Genomic DNA, 18,269 nt, shown 5'->3' on the forward strand with positions numbered 1-18,269 from the left:
TTGAGGTGTGCGCAATTACACTACTGAAGCTGAGCCCACCGCGCTGGTGGGGCCGTGGCTCGAACCGCTCCTGCCGGAACTGATCGACTTTCGCCGGGATTTGCATGCGCACCCCGAACTGTCATTCAAGGAGTTCCGGACCACCGACAAGCTCGTGGAACGGCTGGAGGCCGCAGGCCTCGAGCCCCGCCGGCTCGACGGCACCGGCCTGACCGTCGACGTCGGCGAGGGCCCCATCGCCACCGCGCTGCGCGGCGACATCGACGCGCTGCCCATCATTGAGGAAACGGGCCTGCCCTTCGCCTCGAAGAACCACGGCGTCACCCATGCCTGCGGTCACGACGTCCACACCACCACCATGCTGGGCATCGCCCTGGTGCTGCACCGCATGCACCAGGAAGCCCCTCTGGGCGGTTCTGTCCGGATCATTTTCCAGCCGGCCGAGGAGACCATGCCGGGCGGCGCACACGCCTGCATCGAGCAGGGCGTCCTTGACGGCGTGCCGCGTATCCTGGCCCTGCACTGCGACCCGCGAATCAACGTCGGCAAGATCGGGACGCGCATCGGCGCCATCACCTCGGCATCGGACACCATCAGGATCGAGCTTTCCGGCCGCGGCGGCCACACGTCGCGCCCGCATCTGACCGAGGACCTCGTCTTCGCGCTGGCGCAGATCGCCGTCAACGTGCCGGCCGTCCTTTCGCGCCGAGTGGATGTCCGCAGCGGCGTCTCTGTCGTGTGGGGCCATATCTCCGCCGGTTCGGCGCCCAACGCCATTCCGGGCATCGGCTACATGGCCGGGACCATGCGGTGCCTGGACCGCGACGCCTGGCACAGCGCCGGCGAACTCCTGGACGAAGTAGTCCATCAGGTGGCCGAGCCCTATGGCGTGGACGTCCGGCTGGAGCACACCCGCGGTGTTCCGCCGGTGGTCAACTCGGAGCACGAGACCGCACTCATCGAGGCCGCGGCCCGCGCTGAGATCGGCGAAGGCGCCGTGGTCCTCACCCCGCAGTCCATGGGCGGCGAGGACTTCGCCTGGTTCCTCGCCGAGCTGCCCGGTGCCATGATGCGCCTGGGCACCAAGACTCCCGGCGGCGAGGAATACGACCTCCACCGCGGCGACTACATCCTGGACGAGCGTGCCCTGGGCTACGGCATCCAGGTGCTCACGGCCGCGGCCCTCCGCACGATCCGCGACCTCTAAGCCCCTCCGCGCGAGCGCGAACGGACACTTAAGCCCCCTTTTCCCACGACTCAAGGGGCCTCAACTGTTCGTTCGCGCTTATCTTTCGCCTAGGTAAGTTGTGCACAATTGAATTGTGGGCTAACGTTACGGTCATGACCGACGCTCCCCGCCTTGACCGCCAAGTGTGCTTTGCGCTCTATTCCGCGTCCCGGGCGGCCACCGCCGTCTACCGGCCGCTGCTGGACGGGCTCGGCCTGACCTACCCGCAGTACCTCGTGATGCTGGTGCTGTGGGAAAACGAACCGCGCGGCGTGCGGGAACTGGGGGAGGAGCTGGGGCTCGATTCCGGCACCCTGTCACCCCTGCTCAAGCGGCTCGAAGCCATGGGCCTGGTGGAACGCCGCCGTTCCGCAGAGGATGAGCGGCGGGTCGCTGTGCATCTGACCGCGGACGGCATGGCCCTCAGCAGCAAGGCTTCCGGCATTCCCCAGCGCCTCGCCGAAGCCGCCGGCCTGAGTCCCCGGGAGCTTGACCAGCTCCGCGAAACCCTCGGCAAGCTCACTGCCGCCCTGCACGATTCGCACTGACGCCCCACTCCGGCCTCAACACCAACCCCTATTGACACCGCATAACACCCGGACTTCCGAAACCATCAGAACGGACCGTATTTTGAAGACTCTCTACACTGCCGAGGCCCTCGCTTCCGGCGAAGGCCGCGACGGCTCCGCGCGCACCAAGGACGGCAAGCTGGACGTGACCCTGGCCAGCCCCGTGGAGCTCGGCGGAAGCGGTCAGGGCACCAACCCGGAACAGCTCTTCGCTGCCGGCTACGCCGCCTGCTTCCACTCCGCCCTCCGGGTGGTGGGCCGCAAGGAACGCGCCGATCTCACCGATTCCGCCGTGGCGGCGAAGATCCACTTTGGCGCCCTCGACGGCGGTGACGGCTACGGCCTGGCGGCCGAACTTGAGATCGCCCTGCCGGCGCTCGACCGGGCTTCCGCCGAGGCGCTCATGGCCAAGGCGCACCGGATCTGCCCCTACTCAAACGTGACCCGCGGCAACATGGATGTGGCGCTGACCCTCGTGGAGTTCGCAGCATGAGCGGCAGCCAGGACCGGGCCCTGCCCGCAGTAACCCGCGAGATCCAGCTGGCCTCCCGCCCCGTGGGCCGCCCGGCGCCGGAGAACTTCCGGCTCGCCGAAAGTCCGCTTCCGGAGCTCCGGGACGGGCAGGTGCTGGTCCGAAACCAATTCATCTCGGTGGATCCGTACATGCGCGGCCGGATGAACGACGCCAAATCCTACTCAGCGCCGTTTGCGCTGGATAAAGCGCTCGACGGCGGGGCCGTGGGTGAGGTGATCGCGTCCCGGGCCGCCGACCGCAAGGTGGGGGACGCCGTCGTGCATCATCTCGGCTGGCGGGAGTATGCCGTGGTGGACGTCAGCGCAACCACGCCTGCGCGCACCGATCTGGCACCGGCGTCCGCCTTCCTCGGCGCGCTGGGCATGACCGGTCTCACTGCCTACGCCGGCCTGCTGAAGGTAGCCGGGTTCAAGGCCGGGGACGCCGTGTTCGTCTCCGGTGCTGCCGGGGCCGTCGGTTCGCTCGTGGGGCAGATCGCCAAGGCCATGGGCGCATCCCGGGTGATCGGCAGCGCCGGCTCTCCGGAGAAGGTGGCCCGCCTCCTGGAGCTCGGCTTTGACGCGGCTTTCAACTACCGCGACGCGCCGGTCCGGGATCAGCTCAAGGCCGCCGCCGGGGAAACCGGGATTGACGTCTACTTCGACAACGTGGGCGGGGACCACCTCGAGGCCGCGTTGTCCGTCCTGAACGTTGGCGGCCGCGTGGCCATGTGCGGCGCCATCGCGCAGTACAACTCGACGGAGCCGCCGGCCGCTCCGCGCAACCTTGCCCTGGCGATCGGCAAGCAGCTGACGCTGAGGGGATTCCTCGTGGGCAGCTACCGGCAGTACGCGGGTGAGTTTGCCGAGCACATGGCCGGCTGGCTGGCCGACGGCTCCGTCTCCTACGACGAAACCGTGGTGGACGGCCTCGAGAACGCGCCGCAGGCCTTCATTGACCTTCTGGACGGTGCAAACACCGGAAAGATGCTGGTCCGCATCTAGCGGAACCAACAGCGCGAACGAACACTTGAGGCCCCGAAGATTCGGGGCCTCAAGTGTCCGTTCGCGCCGTATTTGGCGGGCTGCTGACCGGCTCCGCCGACCACGTGCAGGTGCCCGGCTACTGATAGGTAACAAGTTCTCAACAATCTTCGTTTTCCGCCGCCGATGTGTTATCCGGACGTGGCGCAGGCCACTACAGTGGCTTTCATAAGTGCGCTTCGGCGCAGTGCTGCGAAACCATCAGTGAAAACAGAATTTCAGTGTGGAGCATTAGAAACGGACACTCATTGAATCTCCGTCGTGGCGCCTATCTCTTTCTTCCTGGAGGAAATTTGAAGAACTCACTGCGTGCAAACGTCAAGCGCGGTTCCCTCGCCGGCGTGGCTTCCGTCGGCGCGGCAGCCCTGCTCCTGACCGGCTGCGGCCCCGCACCCCAAGCAGGCACTCCGACCGCCACCGCCAGCGACTACACGGGTTGCATCGTGTCCGACTCCGGCGGATTCGACGACCAGTCGTTCAACCAGTCCTCCTACGAGGGCCTCAAGAAGTCTGAGAAGGACCTTGGCATCAAGGTCAACCAGGTCGAGTCCAAGACCAACAATGACTTCGAACCGAACCTTCGGGCCATGGTGTCCGCGGGCTGCAACCTCACAGTGACGGTCGGCTTCCTCCTCGGTGACGCCACGAAGAAGCAGGCCGAGGCCAACCCGGACCTCCACTTCGCCATCATCGACTTCGGCTACGCCAAGCCGATTGCCAACGTCAAGCCCATCATCTACGACACGGCCCAGGCTGCCTTCATGGCCGGCTACCTGGCCGCCGCCTCAACGAAGACCGGCACGGTGGCTACCTTCGGCGGCATCAAGATCCCCACGGTCACCATCTTCATGGACGGCTACGCGGACGGCGTGAAGTACTACAACGAGAAGAAGGGCAAGGACGTCAAGCTCCTCGGCTGGGACAAGGCCAAGCAGGACGGCAGCTTCACCGGCGACTTCGAAAAGCAGGACAAGGGTAAGCAGCTGACCCAGAACTTCCTGGACCAGGGTGCCGACGTGGTCATGCCCGTTGCCGGCCCGGTGGGCAAGGGCGCCGGTGCAGCTCTCAAGGAAGCCAAGGCCGCAGGCAAGGACGTCAAGCTCATCTGGGTCGACTCCGACGGCTTCCTCACCGCGCCCGACTACAAGGGGATCATGCTGTCCTCGGTCATGAAGCAGATGGGCTCCGCCGTTGAGACCGTCGTCAAGGAAGACAAGGACGGGAAGTTCACCAACGAGCCGTACATCGGCACGCTCGCCAACGAGGGCGTCCAGCTGGCCCCGTTCCACGACCTCGATTCGGCTGTTCCGGCCGAGGTAAAGACGGAGCTGGACCAGATCAAGAAGGACATCGTCGACGGCAAGCTGAAGGTTGAGTCCGCAGCCAGCCCCAAGGCGTAACCTCCTCCGCTAAGCGCCACCGCCCGGATGGTCATTGACTGCACGGGAGGTGGCGCTTTTCGTTGGGCGCTTCCGGCTCACCCATGACTGCAGGCACTAGGCTGGTGCTGCAGCCACATATCCCGTCCGGCCAGCAGTTCCGGACGCAACGAGATTGGTCAGAGTTTTGAAACTTGAACTCAAGGGGATCACCAAAAGCTTCGGCTCCCTGCTCGCCAATGATCACATAGACGTGGTTGTTGAACCCGGTCAGATTCATTGTCTGTTGGGCGAAAACGGGGCCGGCAAGTCCACCCTGATGAATGTTCTCTACGGGCTGTACGAGCCCACCGACGGCGAAATCCTCATCGACGACGAACCGGTCAGCTTCCGGGGACCCGGGGACGCCATGGCTGCCGGGATCGGCATGGTGCACCAGCACTTCATGCTGGTGCCCGTGTTCACCGTGGCGGAAAACGTGGCGCTCGGCGCCGAGTCCACCAAAGCGGGCGGCTTCCTGAACCTGGATAACACCCGCCGCAAGATCCAGGAGATCTCGGACCGCTACGGGTTCGACGTCGATCCCGACGCCCTCGTGGAAGACCTCCCGGTTGGTGTCCAGCAGCGCGTTGAAATCATCAAGGCGCTCGTGCGCGAGGCCAAGGTGCTGATCCTGGATGAGCCAACTGCGGTGCTGACGCCCCAGGAGACCGACGAGTTGCTGGACATCATGCGCCAGCTCAAAAGCAGCGGCACATCCATCGTTTTCATCTCCCACAAGCTGCGGGAGGTGAAGGCCGTCTCGGACATCATCACTGTCATCCGGCGCGGCAAGGTGGTGGGGAGTGCCGATCCCGGCGCACCAACCACCGAACTGGCGTCGATGATGGTGGGCCGCGCGGTGAGCCTCACGCTGGACAAGGCCCCGGCACAGCCGCAGGAAACCACGTTCGAGGTCAAGGACCTTACCGTCATTGCCCCGAACGGCCACCACACCGTGGATGGCGTCAGCTTCAGCATTGCCCGCGGTGAAATCCTCGCCGTCGCCGGCGTCCAGGGCAACGGCCAGACGGAACTCACCGAGGCGATCCTCGGGTTGCAGGAGCGCGTCAGCGGTTCCGTCCTGCTCGACGGAAAGGAACTCCTGGGCCGCAGTGTGAAGGAAGTGCTGCAGGCCGGCGTTGGCTTCGTTCCTGAAGACAGGTCAGTCGACGGACTCATCGGTACCTTCTCGATTGCGGAGAATCTGGTGCTTGACCTGTACGACCAGCCGCCGTTCGCCAAGGGCATCAGCATGAGCCCCGCCAAGATCTTGGAGAATGCCAAATCCCGGATTGACGAATTCGACGTCCGTACTCCCTCCGGGTCGTTGGCCGCGGGAACGCTCTCAGGCGGCAACCAGCAGAAGGTGGTGATGGCACGGGAGCTCTCCCGGCCGCTCCGCCTGTTCATGGCCTCCCAACCCACCCGCGGCGTGGACGTGGGATCCATCGAGTTCCTGCACAAGCGCATCGTGGCTGAGCGGGACCAGGGCACACCGGTAATGATCGTGTCCACCGAACTCGACGAAGTCATGGAGCTCGCCGACCGTATCGCCGTGCTTTACAAGGGCAAGCTCGTGGGCATCGTGCCCGCCGGGACCGGCCGTGACGTCCTGGGCCTCATGATGGCAGGGCTTTCACCCGGCGAGGCGCATGCGGACACCGTCCACCACCGCCCTGTTCTTCACAGCGACCAGGATCCGACGTCCACCTCCCACGCCGAAGGAGGCGACCATGACTGACCAGAACGAGCCGCAGTACCCCGGCGGCACGCCAGCGGGCCCCGATGCTGGCAAAGACCACGCTGACAAGCGTCACCCTGACAAACACCACGTGCCCACGCCCGCCGAAGAGGAGACTGCCGCGGTGGTGTCCCTGGACACCGCCGGCGGAGCCATGGAGCCTTCCGCGGTTCCGGCAACGGCCCAGAGCGGCAAGATCCCGGGTGGGCCGGAAACCCTCGCACGCAGGATCTTCACCGGCAGCGGCATGGTCTCCGTCCTGGCGGTTCTGCTCGCGCTGATCCTGGGCGGACTGCTCATCGTCAGCACGGACAAGCAGGTGGGAGCCACGGCAGGCTACCTCTTCGCGCGTCCCTCGGATTTCCTCTCGGCTGTCTGGACCGCTGCGACGCGCTCCTATGTCGCGCTGTTCCAGGGTTCGGTGTTCAACCCCCGCGGCTCCAGCGTTGCGGTGCAGTTCGCTCCGCTCATGGAGACCCTCACCATCGCCACCCCGCTGATCACCGCCGGTCTGGGCGTGGCCCTCGCCTTCCGGGCAGGCCTGTTCAACATCGGCGCCCAGGGCCAGATCATCATGGCCGGCATCCTTGCCGCCTGGGTTGGCTTCGCGCTCCACCTTCCCGTCGGACTGCACCTGCTGCTGGTCCTTATCGCGGGCATCGTTGGGGGCGCTATCTGGGGCGGTCTGGTTGGCTTGCTGAAGGCTCGTACCGGCGCCCATGAGGTCATCCTGACCATCATGTTCAACTACATCGCCCTGTACTTCCTGCGGTACCTGCTTAACACCCCCGCGTTCCAGCGGCCGGGGGAGTCCAACCCGATTTCTCCGATCCTGGATCCCAACGCCGTGTACCCGCAGATCTTCGGCACCCAGTACCGGCTGCACCTGGGCTTCATCCTGGCCATCGCGGCCACGGTGTTCGTGTGGTGGCTGCTTAACCGCTCCACTGTAGGGTTCGAATTCCGGGCTGTCGGCGCGAATGCCAAGGCTTCCCTGACTGCCGGTATCAACGTTCCCCGGGCCACCGTCCTGGTCATGGCCATTGCCGGCGCCCTCGCCGGCATGTCCGGCGTGGCGCAGGTGGCCGGCACGGAAAAGGTCCTCACTGACGGCGTTGCGGCAACGTACGGTTTTGACGCCATCACGGTGGCCCTCCTGGGACGTTCGACGCCGTGGGGCACGTTCGCCGCGGGCCTGCTGTTCGGCGCCTTCCGCGCCGGCGCCGTCCAGATGCAAATCCAGACAGGCACGCCGATCGACATTGTGCTGGTGGTCCAGTCCCTCATCGTCCTGTTCATCGCGGCCCCGCCGCTGGTGCGCGCGGTGTTCGGACTCAACCCGCGCAAGAAGAAGGCCGTGACCGCCGGCAAATCCAAGAAGGCAGCAACCACCGGAGGTGCAGCATGAGCACAACAGCAACGTCGCCCCTGCCGGGAAAAGGGGAGCCCGGAACGCCGCAGCCGGCTACGGACAACGCCCCCGCAATTTCGGCCAAGCCCGTCACCTGGAAAGTCCCTGTGCTGCTGACCGTCCTGGGCGTTGCGGCTTTTGTGTTCTTCGGCATCATGGGACCCAACCAGACAGCCAGGTTCGGGATTTCCTCGAGCGGTGATTTGTTCCAGCTCCCGGCCATTGAGGTGCCGGCGTTCCTTGGCGGCATCATCCTGTCGGTCCTCATGCTTGGCCTGGCCGGCTATGCCGTGTATCTCAAGACGAAGGACCAGGCCCCGCCCCGCTGGCTGCCAGTCACGTTCATCGTCCTCTTCGTCGCGGCTTTCCTTATCTGGGTTGTCGGCGGCGCACGCACGCCCAGTATCTCGCTGGCCGGCCTCATCGCGGGTTCGGTGACGCTTGCCGTTCCACTCGTGTTCGGATCCCTTTCCGGGGTGCTCTGTGAACGCGCCGGCGTGGTGAACATCGCCATCGAGGGTCAGTTGCTCGGCGGTGCGTTTACGGCTGCCCTGGTGGCCTCGATGACCAAGAGCCCGTTCATCGGGCTGCTGGCGGCGGCTGTCGCCGGTGCCGTCGTCTCCATGGTGCTGGCGCTGTTCAGCATCAAGTACCTGGTCAACCAGATCATCGTCGGCGTGGTGCTCAACGTCCTGGTGTCCGGCCTGACCGGCTTCCTGTTTAGCAYGGTAATGCAGGCGAACAAGGCGCAGTTCAATTCCCCGGGCAGGCTGCCCATCATCGACATCCCAGTGCTTTCCAGCATCCCGTTGGTCGGCCCCATCCTGTTCAAGCAGTCCGTGGTCGGTTACCTCATGTACGTGGCGGTCATCGTGGTGTGGGTGGGCCTCTTCAAGACCAAATGGGGGCTCCGCGTCCGGGCCGTGGGCGAGCACCCGCAGGCCGCGGACACCCTGGGGATCAAGGTCAATGCCACCCGCTTCTGGAACGTCACCCTCGGCGGTGCCGTTGCGGGCATCGGTGGTTCCTTCTTCACCCTGGTGGCCATCGACAGCTTCACCGAGGAGATCTCCGGCGGGCGCGGCTTTATTGCCATCGCGGCGCTGATCTTCGGGCGCTGGAACCCGATCGGTGCGTTCTTTGCCGCGCTGCTGTTCGGCTTTGCCGACAACCTGCAGAGCATCGTGACCATCATCGGAACACCGGTACCCAGCCAGTTCATGGCTATGCTGCCGTACCTGGTGACGGTGCTGGCGGTGGCCGGGCTCGTGGGACGGTCACGGCCGCCTGCGGCCGACGGCATTCCGTACGTCAAGGGGTGACCGCCGTGGACCACAACCCCGTCCCTGCCGTCCCGGCCACCGGCACGGTCGACTGGGAGGCCCTCAAGGCTGCCGCCGTCGCCGCCATGAAAAATGCCTATGCGCCGTATTCCAGGTTCCCGGTGGGGGCAGCCGCCCTCACCGCGGACGGCCGGATCGTCAGCGGCTGCAATGTCGAAAATGCCAGCTACGGGCTGACGCTGTGCGCCGAATGCGCTTTGGTGGGCAACCTGCAGATGACAGGAGGCGGCCTGCTTCGTGCTTTCTACTGTGTGGATGCAGGCGGCAACATCCTGATGCCGTGCGGGCGCTGCCGCCAGTTGCTGTACGAGTTCCGCGACCCCGGCATGGAACTCATGACCACACACGGAATCAAGACCATGGACCAGGTGCTCCCCGACGCATTTGGCCCCCAACATCTGGAGGAACCCCGGTGACACAGACCACAAGAAACACAGAGGCGTTCGACGCCGTCGACATCATCCGAACGAAGCGGGACAAGGGCACCCTGAGTCCCGAACAGATCGACTGGACGATCGATGCCTACACCCGCGGGGTCATTGCGGACGAGCAGATGGCCGCACTGAACATGGCCATCCTGCTCAACGGCATGGACCGCTCGGAAATCTCGCGCTGGACGGCGGCGATGATCGCCTCCGGGGAACGGATGGACTTCTCCAGCCTCAGGCGGCCCGACGGCGGCGTCAAGGCCACGAGCGACAAGCACTCCACGGGCGGCGTGGGGGACAAGATCACCCTCCCGCTGGCGCCCCTCGTGGCCGTCTTCGGAGTGGCGGTTCCGCAGCTGTCCGGGCGCGGGCTCGGCCACACCGGCGGCACGCTCGACAAGCTGGAGTCCATCCCGGGCTGGCGGGCCGCATTGAGCAACGACGAGATGATGGCCCAGCTTCAGGACGTCGGCGCCGTGATCTGTGCTGCCGGTGCCGGCCTTGCCCCGGCGGACAAGAAGCTCTACTCACTCCGCGATGTCACGGGAACCGTCGAGGCCATACCGCTGATCGCGTCGTCGATCATGAGCAAGAAAATTGCCGAGGGCACGGGCTCGCTCGTGCTCGACGTCAAGGTGGGCAGCGGCGCGTTCATGAAGGACGAGGCCCGCGCACGGGAGCTGGCCGAGACCATGGTGGCCCTCGGCAAGGACGCCGGCGTGAACACGGTGGCGCTCCTGACCAACATGAACACGCCCCTGGGACTGACCGCGGGGAACGCCATCGAGGTGGAGGAATCCGTCGAGGTCCTGGCCGGCGGCGGCCCGGAGGACGTCGTTGAACTGACGGTCCGGCTCGCGGAAGAGATGCTGGCGTGCGCCGGGATCAGCGACGCCGACCCGGCGGCCGCCCTCAAGGACGGCCGTGCCATGGACGTCTGGAACCGGATGATCGAGGCGCAGGGCGGGGACCCGAGGGCGAAGCTGCCCGCCGCCAAGGAATCGGAGACCATCTACGCCCCGGCCGACGGCGTCCTGGTGGAACTCGATGCGATGGCAGTCGGCGTGGCCGCCTGGCGGCTGGGGGCAGGCCGTGCCCGCAAGGAGGACGCGGTTCAGGCAGGCGCGGGAGTCCGCATGCACGCCAAGCCCGGGGCCGCCGTGCGGGCAGGAGAGCCGCTCATGACCCTGCTCACGGACACCCCCGAGAAGTTCGCCCGGGCGAAGGAGGCGCTCGAAAACGCCGTCACCATCGCGCCGGAAGGCTCGCGCCCGGCACAGCAGCTCATCATTGACCGCATAGCCTAAGCCCGTGCAGGCCATCAACGACTTCATCCTTGCTGCCGCCGGGCAGCCCTGGGTGCTCATCCTCGTCCTGGCCTGCTGCGTTATCGACGGCTTTTTTCCGCCCATTCCCAGCGAATCCGTCGTGGTGGGGCTGGCCGCCGTCGCCGCGACGGCGGACGTCCCCAATCCGTTGCTCCTCATCGCAGTTGCGGCCCTGGGGGCGTTCACGGGGGACAACACCGCCTACCTGATCGGACGCAGCGTCGGCACGAAACGGTGGCGCTGGATGCGGGGGCCGCGCATGCAGCGGGCGTTTCGGTGGGCCGGAGGGGAACTCCGGAAGCGGCCGGCGTCACTGATCCTCGTGGCCCGGTTTGTCCCGATCGGCCGGGTCGCAGTCAACCTGACCGCCGGCGCCACGCACTTCTCCCGGCCCCGGTTCATCGGGATGACCGTGCTGTCCGCCACTCTGTGGGCCTCGTACTCCGTGGCCATCGGGCTATTTTTCGGGCAGTGGTTCGAGCACAACCATCTGCTCGGGGCCGCCATCGCCATAGTCTGCGCCATCGTCCTGGGGATACTGGTGGACATTGCGATCACCCGGTTGCGGGGGCGGGTGCCGGATCCGTTCAGTGAGGGGTAATTTCCTGAGCCGGGCGTAGCGGACTATGCTTCGGCCATGGGACACTAAAGAGCGATTTGCGTCACTAATTGTTTTAGTCATTTTCCGCTAGGAGCAATACCCGCGTGGAGTTTATTAATGAGGCCGTGCTCCATGCAGCGGGTCAGTGGTGGATTTACCCTGTTTTGCTCGTGTTCTTTTTCGTGGACGGCTTCGCAATGGTCGTTCCCAGCGAGACGCTCATTGTCGCGCTGGCGGCATTCTCCCGTCACAGCGGCGAACCCAATCTCCTGATCCTGGGACTGACGGCGCTCGTGGGTGCCATGGCCGGCGACAACATGGCCTACCTCCTGGGACGGAAGATCGGCCTGGGCCGCTGGAAGTGGATGCGCCGGCCGAAAGTGCAGAAGGCCTTCGGCTGGGCGCGCTACGAGTTGGAGAAGCGCGGAGCCGTGCTGATCTTCACGGCACGCTACATCCCCTGGGGGCGCGTGGCGGTCAACTACGTGGCGGGAACCACGGGCTACCCGCACCGCAGGTTCTTCCTGCTGGACGGGTTCGCGTGCTTCACCTGGGTGGGGTATTCGATCGGCATCGGAATTGTCGCGAGCTCGTTTCCGTGGCTGCACCACAATCCGCTCCTTGGCGCCGGCATTGCGGTCGTCTTTGCCATCGTCCTGGGAATCTTCATCGACCACATGCTCCGCTGGTGGCACAAGAGGCTCGGCCGCAACGACGCCGTGACGGCGCCGGAGATCCTGGCAGAGGAGCCGGAAAGGGACGCTGAAGCCACCGTTGACGAAACGGACGACGCCGGCCGCCTGGCCCGTGTCGCGGCTGCGGCGGACGCCGAATCCGGGCGCTGAACCGGGCACGTGGGTGGGCCGCTGGCATTGCAGGCGGTCCAACCCTAGAGTTGGTACGTGACTGAGCCAATCGTTGACGCTGCCCCTGCCCTTGACTTCGACCTGAAGAGCCTTCCCAAGGTCTCCCTTCACGACCACCTGGACGGGGGACTCCGCCCGGCCACCATCATTGAGCTGGCGGAGGCCGCTGGCCGCACGCTCCCTTCGACCGATCCCATTGCGCTCGGCGAGTGGTTTCGCGAGTCCGCGGACTCCGGTTCCCTGGTCCGCTACCTCGAGACCTTCGACCACACCGTCGCCGTGATGCAGACCAAGGAAAGCCTGGCCCGGGTGGCCAAGGAATTCGTGGAGGACCTGGCGGACGACGGCGTCGTGTACGGCGAGGTCCGCTGGGCGCCGGAGCAGCACCTGCAGAAGGGACTGACCCTCGACGAAGCCGTCGAGGCCGTCCAGGAAGGCATCGAGGCCGGAGTGGACGCCGTTGCCGAGACCGGACGTGAGATCCAGGTCGGCCAGCTGATCACCGCCATGCGCCATGCTGACCGCGGCCAGGAAATCGCCGAGCTCGCCGTCCGCCACCGTGACAAGGGTGCGGTGGGCTTCGACATCGCCGGCGCCGAAGACGGCTTCCTTCCCTCCCGTTTCCGCGAGGCATTCACGTTCCTGGCCGAGAACAACTTCCCCGCCACCGTCCACGCGGGCGAGGCAGCCGGCCTTGAGAGCATCCAGTCGGCGCTCGTGGATGGCCGGGCACTGCGCCTTGGCCACGGGGTCCGCATCGCCGAAGACATCATGGTGGAGTTCGAGGACACCGAAGACATCGATGACGACGCCGATGACAACGTCGGCCTCGTGACGCTGGGCAATCTGTCCAGCTGGGTCCGCGACCGTGGCATCGCCCTGGAAATCTGCCCCTCCTCCAACCTGCAGACGGGCGCCATCGCCGGCTTCGGCGAGGGCATCGAAAGCCACCCGCTGGACATGCTCTACCAGCTCGGCTTCAACGTCACGATCAACACGGACAACCGCCTCATGAGCGGTGTGACGCTCACCGACGAGTTCGAGCTGCTCGTGGAGACGTTCGACTACGACCTTGACGACCTGCTGGAGCTCACGCTCAACGCCGCTGAGGCCTCCTTCCTGCCGCTGGAGGAAAGGGAAGCCCTGGTGGAGTACATCAACGACGCCTACGCCAACCTTGGCTGAAGCCCCTTCCGAGGTGTCCCCGGAGGGGCCGGTGGGGGAGCTGCTCCGTGTGATCGCCGCCCTCCGCGAGCACTGCCCGTGGATGGGGGCGCTCACCCACGGGTCGCTCGTCGAGTACCTCCTTGAGGAGGCCTATGAAGTGGCCGAGACCATCGAAACAGGTGCCGATGAAGCGGAACTCAAAGGCGAGCTGGGTGATGTGCTGCTCCAGGTGGTGCTGCACGCCCGGCTCGCCGAGGAGCGCGGCACCTTCGACTTCGGCGACGTCGCCCGCGGTATCACCGACAAGATGATCCGCCGCAACCCCCATGTCTTCCGGCCGGACGGCTCCCTGCAGGATGTTTTCCCCGCTACGGTGGAGGAGATTGTGCTCAACTGGGATGCGGTCAAGAAAGCCGAAAGGCCCGAACGGCTCAACCATTTTGAGGGCATCCCGGACGCGTTGCCTGCGCTTGCCCGGGCGCAGAAGACCCTGGATCGGGCAGAAAGGGCAGGTCTGACACTGAAGGTTGAGCTTGCCCGTCCGCTGGTTGAGCTTGTCGAAACCTGTGACTCCGAGAACCAAATCGGGGAGCTGCTGCTCGCCGTCGTCGGTTCCGCCCGGAGCAGGGGATTCGACGCCGAACGCGCCCTCCGCGGGGCCGTGCGGCGGTACCAGAACACGGAATCACCGGGATCATGACGTCCGGGTGATGGATAGGTTTCCGTTACGTGCACCACTCTCGACTACGCTAGTCCCTGACGAGAACGTCGAGATTTTCCGCTAGTTTCCCAGTAAATCGCTTCACCATAAGGAGCAAATTCATGGCGCTTATCGATGCCATCCACGCCCGCGAGATCCTCGATTCCCGTGGCAACCCGACCGTAGAAGTTGAAGTTCTGCTTTCCGACGGCCAGATCGGCCGCGCAGCAGTACCTTCCGGCGCTTCCACCGGCGAGCACGAGGCCGTTGAACTCCGCGACGGAGACAAGGGCCGTTACCTCGGCAAGGGTGTCCAGAAGGCCGTTGACGCCGTCATCGACCAGATCGCACCGGCACTGACCGGCTTCGACGCCACGGACCAGCGCAGCATCGACCAGGCCATGATCGACCTGGACGGCACCCCCAACAAGGGCAAGCTCGGCGCCAACGCCATCCTGGGTGTTTCGCTTGCCGTGGCCAACGCCGCCGCAGCGTCCGCCGACCTGCCGCTTTACAAGTACCTGGGCGGCCCCAACGCGCACGTCCTGCCTGTTCCGCTGATGAACATCCTCAACGGCGGCTCGCACGCCGACTCCGATGTGGACATCCAGGAATTCATGATTGTCCCGATCGGCGCCGAGACCTTCTCCGAGGGCCTGCGCTGGGGCGTTGAGGTTTACCACAACCTCAAGTCCGTCCTGCAGGCCAAGGGCCTCTCCACCGGTCTCGGCGACGAGGGCGGCTTCGCGCCGAACCTGCCGTCCAACCGTGCCGCGCTGGACCTGATCCAGGAAGCCATCAAGAACGCCGGCTACACCCCGGGCAAGGACATCGCCCTGGCCCTGGACGTCGCCTCCTCCGAGTTCTACAAGGACGGCGCCTACCAGTTCGAAGGCAAGGCACTTTCCGCCACCGAGATGAGCGCCTACTACGCCGAGCTCGTTGCCGACTACCCGCTGGTTTCCATCGAGGACCCGCTGGACGAGAACGACTGGGAAGGCTGGAAGACCCTCACCGACACCATCGGCGACAAGGTCCAGCTGGTGGGCGATGACCTCTTCGTGACCAACCCGGCCATCCTGCAGCGCGGCATCGACACCAAGACCGCCAACTCGCTGCTGGTCAAGGTCAACCAGATCGGTTCACTGACGGAGACGCTCGACGCCGTGTCCCTCGCCCAGCGCGCCGGTTACACCACCATCACCTCGCACCGCTCCGGCGAAACCGAGGACACCACCATTGCTGACATCTCCGTTGCCACCAACGCGGGACAGATCAAGACCGGTGCCCCCGCACGCTCCGAGCGTGTTGCCAAGTACAACCAGCTGCTGCGCATCGAAGAGGAACTCGACGACGCCGCACGCTACGCCGGCCGCAGCGCCTTCCCGCGTTTCAAGGGCTAGTAGCCCGATAAACAACTGACCGGTGGCTATGGTGGAAAGACCATAGCCACCGGTCGTCGTTTAAGGTGGCTGCCCGTCCAGGCCACAGACAAGCGCCACACGTTTACAGGAGTGTCATGGCTACCCGCCGTCCCAAAGTTCCCCGGGTGACCCCAGCAGCACCGCAGTCCCACGCCGGATCCGCCGGCGGCGATGTCATCCAGGCGGACTTCGGCGGCCACCGTCCGGGAGACGCGCACGGTCCGGCGGAAACAGCCCGGGCCAGGGACGCCGTTACGAAATCTGCCGGCCCAGCGAACTCAAAGGGCACGGCGAAGACAAAAAGCACCTCCGGCACTGCGGGGCCGGGTAAAGCACAGGCGAAGGACACCGCCGGGAACGGCCGCGGGAAGTCCGGCTCCGCCGGGGCGGCAGCGCGCGACGAGACCCTCGACCCGGTCCCGGCAAAGGCCTTTTCGGGGCGCATGCTGGCGCTGGCCGTTGTCATGATTGCCATCACCATCATGCTGGCGCCCACCGTGAAGATCTTCATCGACAAGCGCGCTGAAATTGCGGCGCTGGAAGCGGACATCGCCGCCAGCAAGGCGGACCAGGACAACCTCAAACGGCAGGTCTCGCGGTGGCAGGATCCGAACTATGTCAAACAGCAGGCCCGTGACCGCATTAACATGGTTATGCCGGGAGAGACCGGCTACTGGGTGTTCGGCAGCGATCTGCCGGCCGGCGCGTCAGCAGGCCAGCCCGGTGCAGCAGCAGCACAAGACCCCGCCAACTTGCCGTGGGTGGATTCCCTGTGGGAGTCCATCAGGCGTTCGGCAACAGACTAGGAGCGGCGCCCGCCGCCGGACTGCCTCAAAGGAGACAGCCAGAACCGGGCAGGAAGGACGGCCGCGCCAGTGGACGAGAACACGGCAACCGCGCCGGAGGAATCCAGCCAGCCATCGGCACACGACCTTGATGTGCTCAGCCGCCAGCTCGGGAGGCCCGTCCGCGACGTCGTTGAGATCCCGGCGCGCTGCGTCTGCGGCAACCCGCTTGTGGCCGCTACGGCTCCGCGCCTCAGCAACGGGACGCCTTTCCCCACCACGTTCTACCTGACGCACCCCGTCATTACGTCCGCCGTGTCCCGGCTTGAAGCCGCCGGCCTCATGAACGAGATGAATGACCGGCTGACGGCCGACGAGTCACTGGCAGCCGCCTACCGGGCTGCCCACGAGGCTTACCTGGCGGCCCGCGCTGAGATCGGGGCCCGCTCCGGCATCGGTGCGGTCCCCGAGATCGACGGCGTCTCGGCCGGAGGGATGCCCACCCGCGTCAAGTGCCTGCACGTCCTCGTGGGGCACTCGCTCGCGGCCGGCCACGGCGTCAACCCCCTCGGCGACGAGGCCATCGCCGCCATCGCCGAGTGGTGGACGGCAGACCGCTGCTACTGTGACGGTGCCTGGGACACCGCCGGCGAAGCGCCGTCCCGTGACCTCAGCCGCCACGGGCCCCAGGGCCTGCCGGCAATCGTCGGCCGGCCGGCCCCAATCCGGAAGACCACGACGGAGGCAGGCGAATGACCACCGTGGCAGCCATCGACTGCGGCACCAACTCCATCCGCCTGCTGATCGCCGACGTCGACCGCAGCAACGGAACCACGAAACTCACGGACCTCGTGCGGGAAATGCGTGTGGTGCGGCTGGGCCAGGGCGTGGATGCCACCGGAGAACTGGCGCCCGAGGCGCTGGAGCGCACGTTTGCGGCCACGGCCGAGTACGCAGAGCTGATCCGCCAGTACCGGGCCGAGAAAGTCCGCTTCGTGGCAACCTCCGCCAGCCGGGACGCCCGCAACCGCCAGGTCTTCGTGGACGGTATCCGCAGCCTCCTGGGCGTCGAGCCTGAAGTGATCTCCGGAGACGAGGAGGCCGCCCTGTCCTTCGCCGGAGCCAGCAGTGTCCTGCCGATCGCCAGCGATGACCGCGTGCTGGTTGTGGACCTGGGCGGCGGCAGCACGGAGTTCGTGCTGGGCGACGCAGGCGGCGTCATCGCCGCCAGGTCCGTGGACATCGGCTGCGTCAGGCTGACCGAACGCCATCTCAAGTCCGATCCGCCCACGGCCGAACAGATCGCCGCAGCGGAGGCCGACGTCGACGCCGCGATCACCGAAGCCGGACTGGACGTTCCGCTGGAACGCAGCACCGCCGTCGTCGGGGTCGCCGGTTCCATCACCACCATCACCGCTCATGCGCTGAAGCTTCCCGAATACCTGCCGGCCGCCATTCACGGAGCCGAACTGTCCATCGGAACCATCCGGGCGGCAGCCACGGACCTGCTGGAGATGACCAGGGCGCAGCGGGCGGAACTGCCTTACATGCACCCCGGCCGGGTTGACGTGATCGGCGCCGGCGCCCTGGTCTGGCGGCGGATCCTCACCAGGATGGGGGAGCTAAGCGGCGGCCGCATCATTACGGCCACCGCCAGCGAGCACGATATTCTTGACGGAATTGCCCTGAGTGTCAGCTAG

General features: G+C 65.9%; 18 protein-coding genes. All 18 read left to right on the forward strand.

Annotated features, from left to right (window positions below; genetic code table 11):
* Positions 1 to 7 precede the first annotated feature (7 nt).
* The 18 genes from ASG92_RS13535 to ASG92_RS13620 all read left to right on the forward strand — a co-directional run bounded on the left by ASG92_RS13535 (position 8) and on the right by ASG92_RS13620 (position 18,269).
* Positions 8 to 1,207, forward strand: a complete 1,200-nt coding sequence (locus ASG92_RS13535; protein WP_056629200.1) for an amidohydrolase — start codon at positions 8 to 10, stop codon at positions 1,205 to 1,207.
* Positions 1,208 to 1,341: 134 nt separating this feature from the next.
* A complete protein-coding gene (locus tag ASG92_RS13540) occupies positions 1,342 to 1,776 on the forward strand; it encodes a MarR family transcriptional regulator (RefSeq protein WP_056629202.1) in 435 nt (144 codons plus the stop codon).
* Between the two features lie 82 nt (positions 1,777 to 1,858).
* Complete coding sequence (locus tag ASG92_RS13545; protein ID WP_056629204.1) at positions 1,859 to 2,290, forward strand: organic hydroperoxide resistance protein; 432 nt, start codon at positions 1,859 to 1,861, stop codon at positions 2,288 to 2,290.
* Positions 2,287 to 3,315, forward strand: a complete 1,029-nt coding sequence (locus ASG92_RS13550; protein ID WP_056629206.1) for an NADP-dependent oxidoreductase — start codon at positions 2,287 to 2,289, stop codon at positions 3,313 to 3,315. The genes ASG92_RS13545 and ASG92_RS13550 overlap by 4 nt, the downstream gene beginning before the upstream one ends.
* Positions 3,316 to 3,647: 332 nt before the next feature.
* A complete protein-coding gene (locus ASG92_RS13555) occupies positions 3,648 to 4,754 on the forward strand; it encodes a BMP family ABC transporter substrate-binding protein (protein ID WP_200951967.1) in 1,107 nt (368 codons plus the stop codon).
* Between the two features lie 166 nt (positions 4,755 to 4,920).
* Entirely contained in the window at positions 4,921 to 6,516 is a 1,596-nt protein-coding gene (locus ASG92_RS13560; RefSeq protein ID WP_056629207.1) for an ABC transporter ATP-binding protein, read from the forward strand.
* Positions 6,509 to 7,924: an ABC transporter permease gene (locus tag ASG92_RS13565; RefSeq protein ID WP_240987131.1), complete on the forward strand. Its 1,416-nt coding sequence runs from the start codon at positions 6,509 to 6,511 to the stop codon at positions 7,922 to 7,924. The genes ASG92_RS13560 and ASG92_RS13565 overlap by 8 nt, the downstream gene beginning before the upstream one ends.
* Positions 7,921 to 9,249 carry an ABC transporter permease gene (locus tag ASG92_RS13570; protein ID WP_056629209.1) on the forward strand — a complete coding sequence of 443 codons (1,329 nt, stop codon included), beginning with the start codon at positions 7,921 to 7,923 and terminating at the stop codon, positions 9,247 to 9,249. Before ASG92_RS13565 ends, ASG92_RS13570 begins: the two co-directional genes overlap by 4 nt.
* Before the next feature lie 5 nt (positions 9,250 to 9,254).
* Positions 9,255 to 9,686, forward strand: coding sequence for a cytidine deaminase (locus ASG92_RS13575; RefSeq protein WP_157372220.1), 432 nt, complete (start codon positions 9,255 to 9,257; stop codon positions 9,684 to 9,686).
* The gene (locus ASG92_RS13580; RefSeq protein WP_056629211.1) at positions 9,683 to 11,005 is read left to right on the forward strand and encodes a thymidine phosphorylase; all 1,323 of its coding nucleotides are present in this window, start codon (positions 9,683 to 9,685) and stop codon (positions 11,003 to 11,005) included. The genes ASG92_RS13575 and ASG92_RS13580 overlap by 4 nt, the downstream gene beginning before the upstream one ends.
* Before the next feature lie 4 nt (positions 11,006 to 11,009).
* Entirely contained in the window at positions 11,010 to 11,627 is a 618-nt protein-coding gene (locus ASG92_RS13585; RefSeq protein ID WP_056629213.1) for a DedA family protein, read from the forward strand.
* A gap of 104 nt (positions 11,628 to 11,731) precedes the next feature.
* Positions 11,732 to 12,472: a DedA family protein gene (locus ASG92_RS13590; protein ID WP_056629215.1), complete on the forward strand. Its 741-nt coding sequence runs from the start codon at positions 11,732 to 11,734 to the stop codon at positions 12,470 to 12,472.
* 57 nt (positions 12,473 to 12,529) lie between these two features.
* Positions 12,530 to 13,678: an adenosine deaminase gene (locus ASG92_RS13595; RefSeq protein ID WP_056629217.1), complete on the forward strand. Its 1,149-nt coding sequence runs from the start codon at positions 12,530 to 12,532 to the stop codon at positions 13,676 to 13,678.
* 82 nt (positions 13,679 to 13,760) lie between these two features.
* Positions 13,761 to 14,360, forward strand: a complete 600-nt coding sequence (locus tag ASG92_RS13600; RefSeq protein WP_157372224.1) for a MazG nucleotide pyrophosphohydrolase domain-containing protein — start codon at positions 13,761 to 13,763, stop codon at positions 14,358 to 14,360.
* Positions 14,361 to 14,482: 122 nt separating this feature from the next.
* Positions 14,483 to 15,763, forward strand: a complete 1,281-nt coding sequence (gene eno, locus ASG92_RS13605) for a phosphopyruvate hydratase (RefSeq protein ID WP_056629221.1) — start codon at positions 14,483 to 14,485, stop codon at positions 15,761 to 15,763.
* A gap of 116 nt (positions 15,764 to 15,879) precedes the next feature.
* Complete coding sequence (locus ASG92_RS13610; RefSeq protein WP_056629223.1) at positions 15,880 to 16,590, forward strand: septum formation initiator family protein; 711 nt, start codon at positions 15,880 to 15,882, stop codon at positions 16,588 to 16,590.
* Between the two features lie 69 nt (positions 16,591 to 16,659).
* Positions 16,660 to 17,325, forward strand: a complete 666-nt coding sequence (locus tag ASG92_RS13615; RefSeq protein WP_056629225.1) for a DUF501 domain-containing protein — start codon at positions 16,660 to 16,662, stop codon at positions 17,323 to 17,325.
* Complete coding sequence (locus tag ASG92_RS13620) at positions 17,322 to 18,269, forward strand: Ppx/GppA phosphatase family protein (RefSeq protein WP_056629227.1); 948 nt, start codon at positions 17,322 to 17,324, stop codon at positions 18,267 to 18,269. Before ASG92_RS13615 ends, ASG92_RS13620 begins: the two co-directional genes overlap by 4 nt.

Source organism: Arthrobacter sp. Soil736 (genome assembly GCF_001428005.1).
In the GTDB taxonomy this organism is placed as follows: Bacteria; Actinomycetota; Actinomycetes; order Actinomycetales; family Micrococcaceae; genus Arthrobacter.

Bases quoted from the DNA above. Each gene is read 5' to 3' on its own strand.
- ASG92_RS13600 (WP_157372224.1), top strand. From the start codon at position 13,761: ATGGGGGCGCTCACCCACGGGTCGCTCGTCGAGTACCTCCTTGAGGAG.
- ASG92_RS13540 (WP_056629202.1), top strand. From the start codon at position 1,342: ATGACCGACGCTCCCCGCCTTGACCGCCAAGTGTGCTTTGCGCTCTAT.
- ASG92_RS13565 (WP_240987131.1), top strand. From the start codon at position 6,509: ATGACTGACCAGAACGAGCCGCAGTACCCCGGCGGCACGCCAGCGGGC.
- ASG92_RS13610 (WP_056629223.1), top strand. From the start codon at position 15,880: ATGGCTACCCGCCGTCCCAAAGTTCCCCGGGTGACCCCAGCAGCACCG.
- ASG92_RS13550 (WP_056629206.1), top strand. From the start codon at position 2,287: ATGAGCGGCAGCCAGGACCGGGCCCTGCCCGCAGTAACCCGCGAGATC.
- ASG92_RS13620 (WP_056629227.1), top strand. From the start codon at position 17,322: ATGACCACCGTGGCAGCCATCGACTGCGGCACCAACTCCATCCGCCTG.
- eno (WP_056629221.1), top strand. From the start codon at position 14,483: ATGGCGCTTATCGATGCCATCCACGCCCGCGAGATCCTCGATTCCCGT.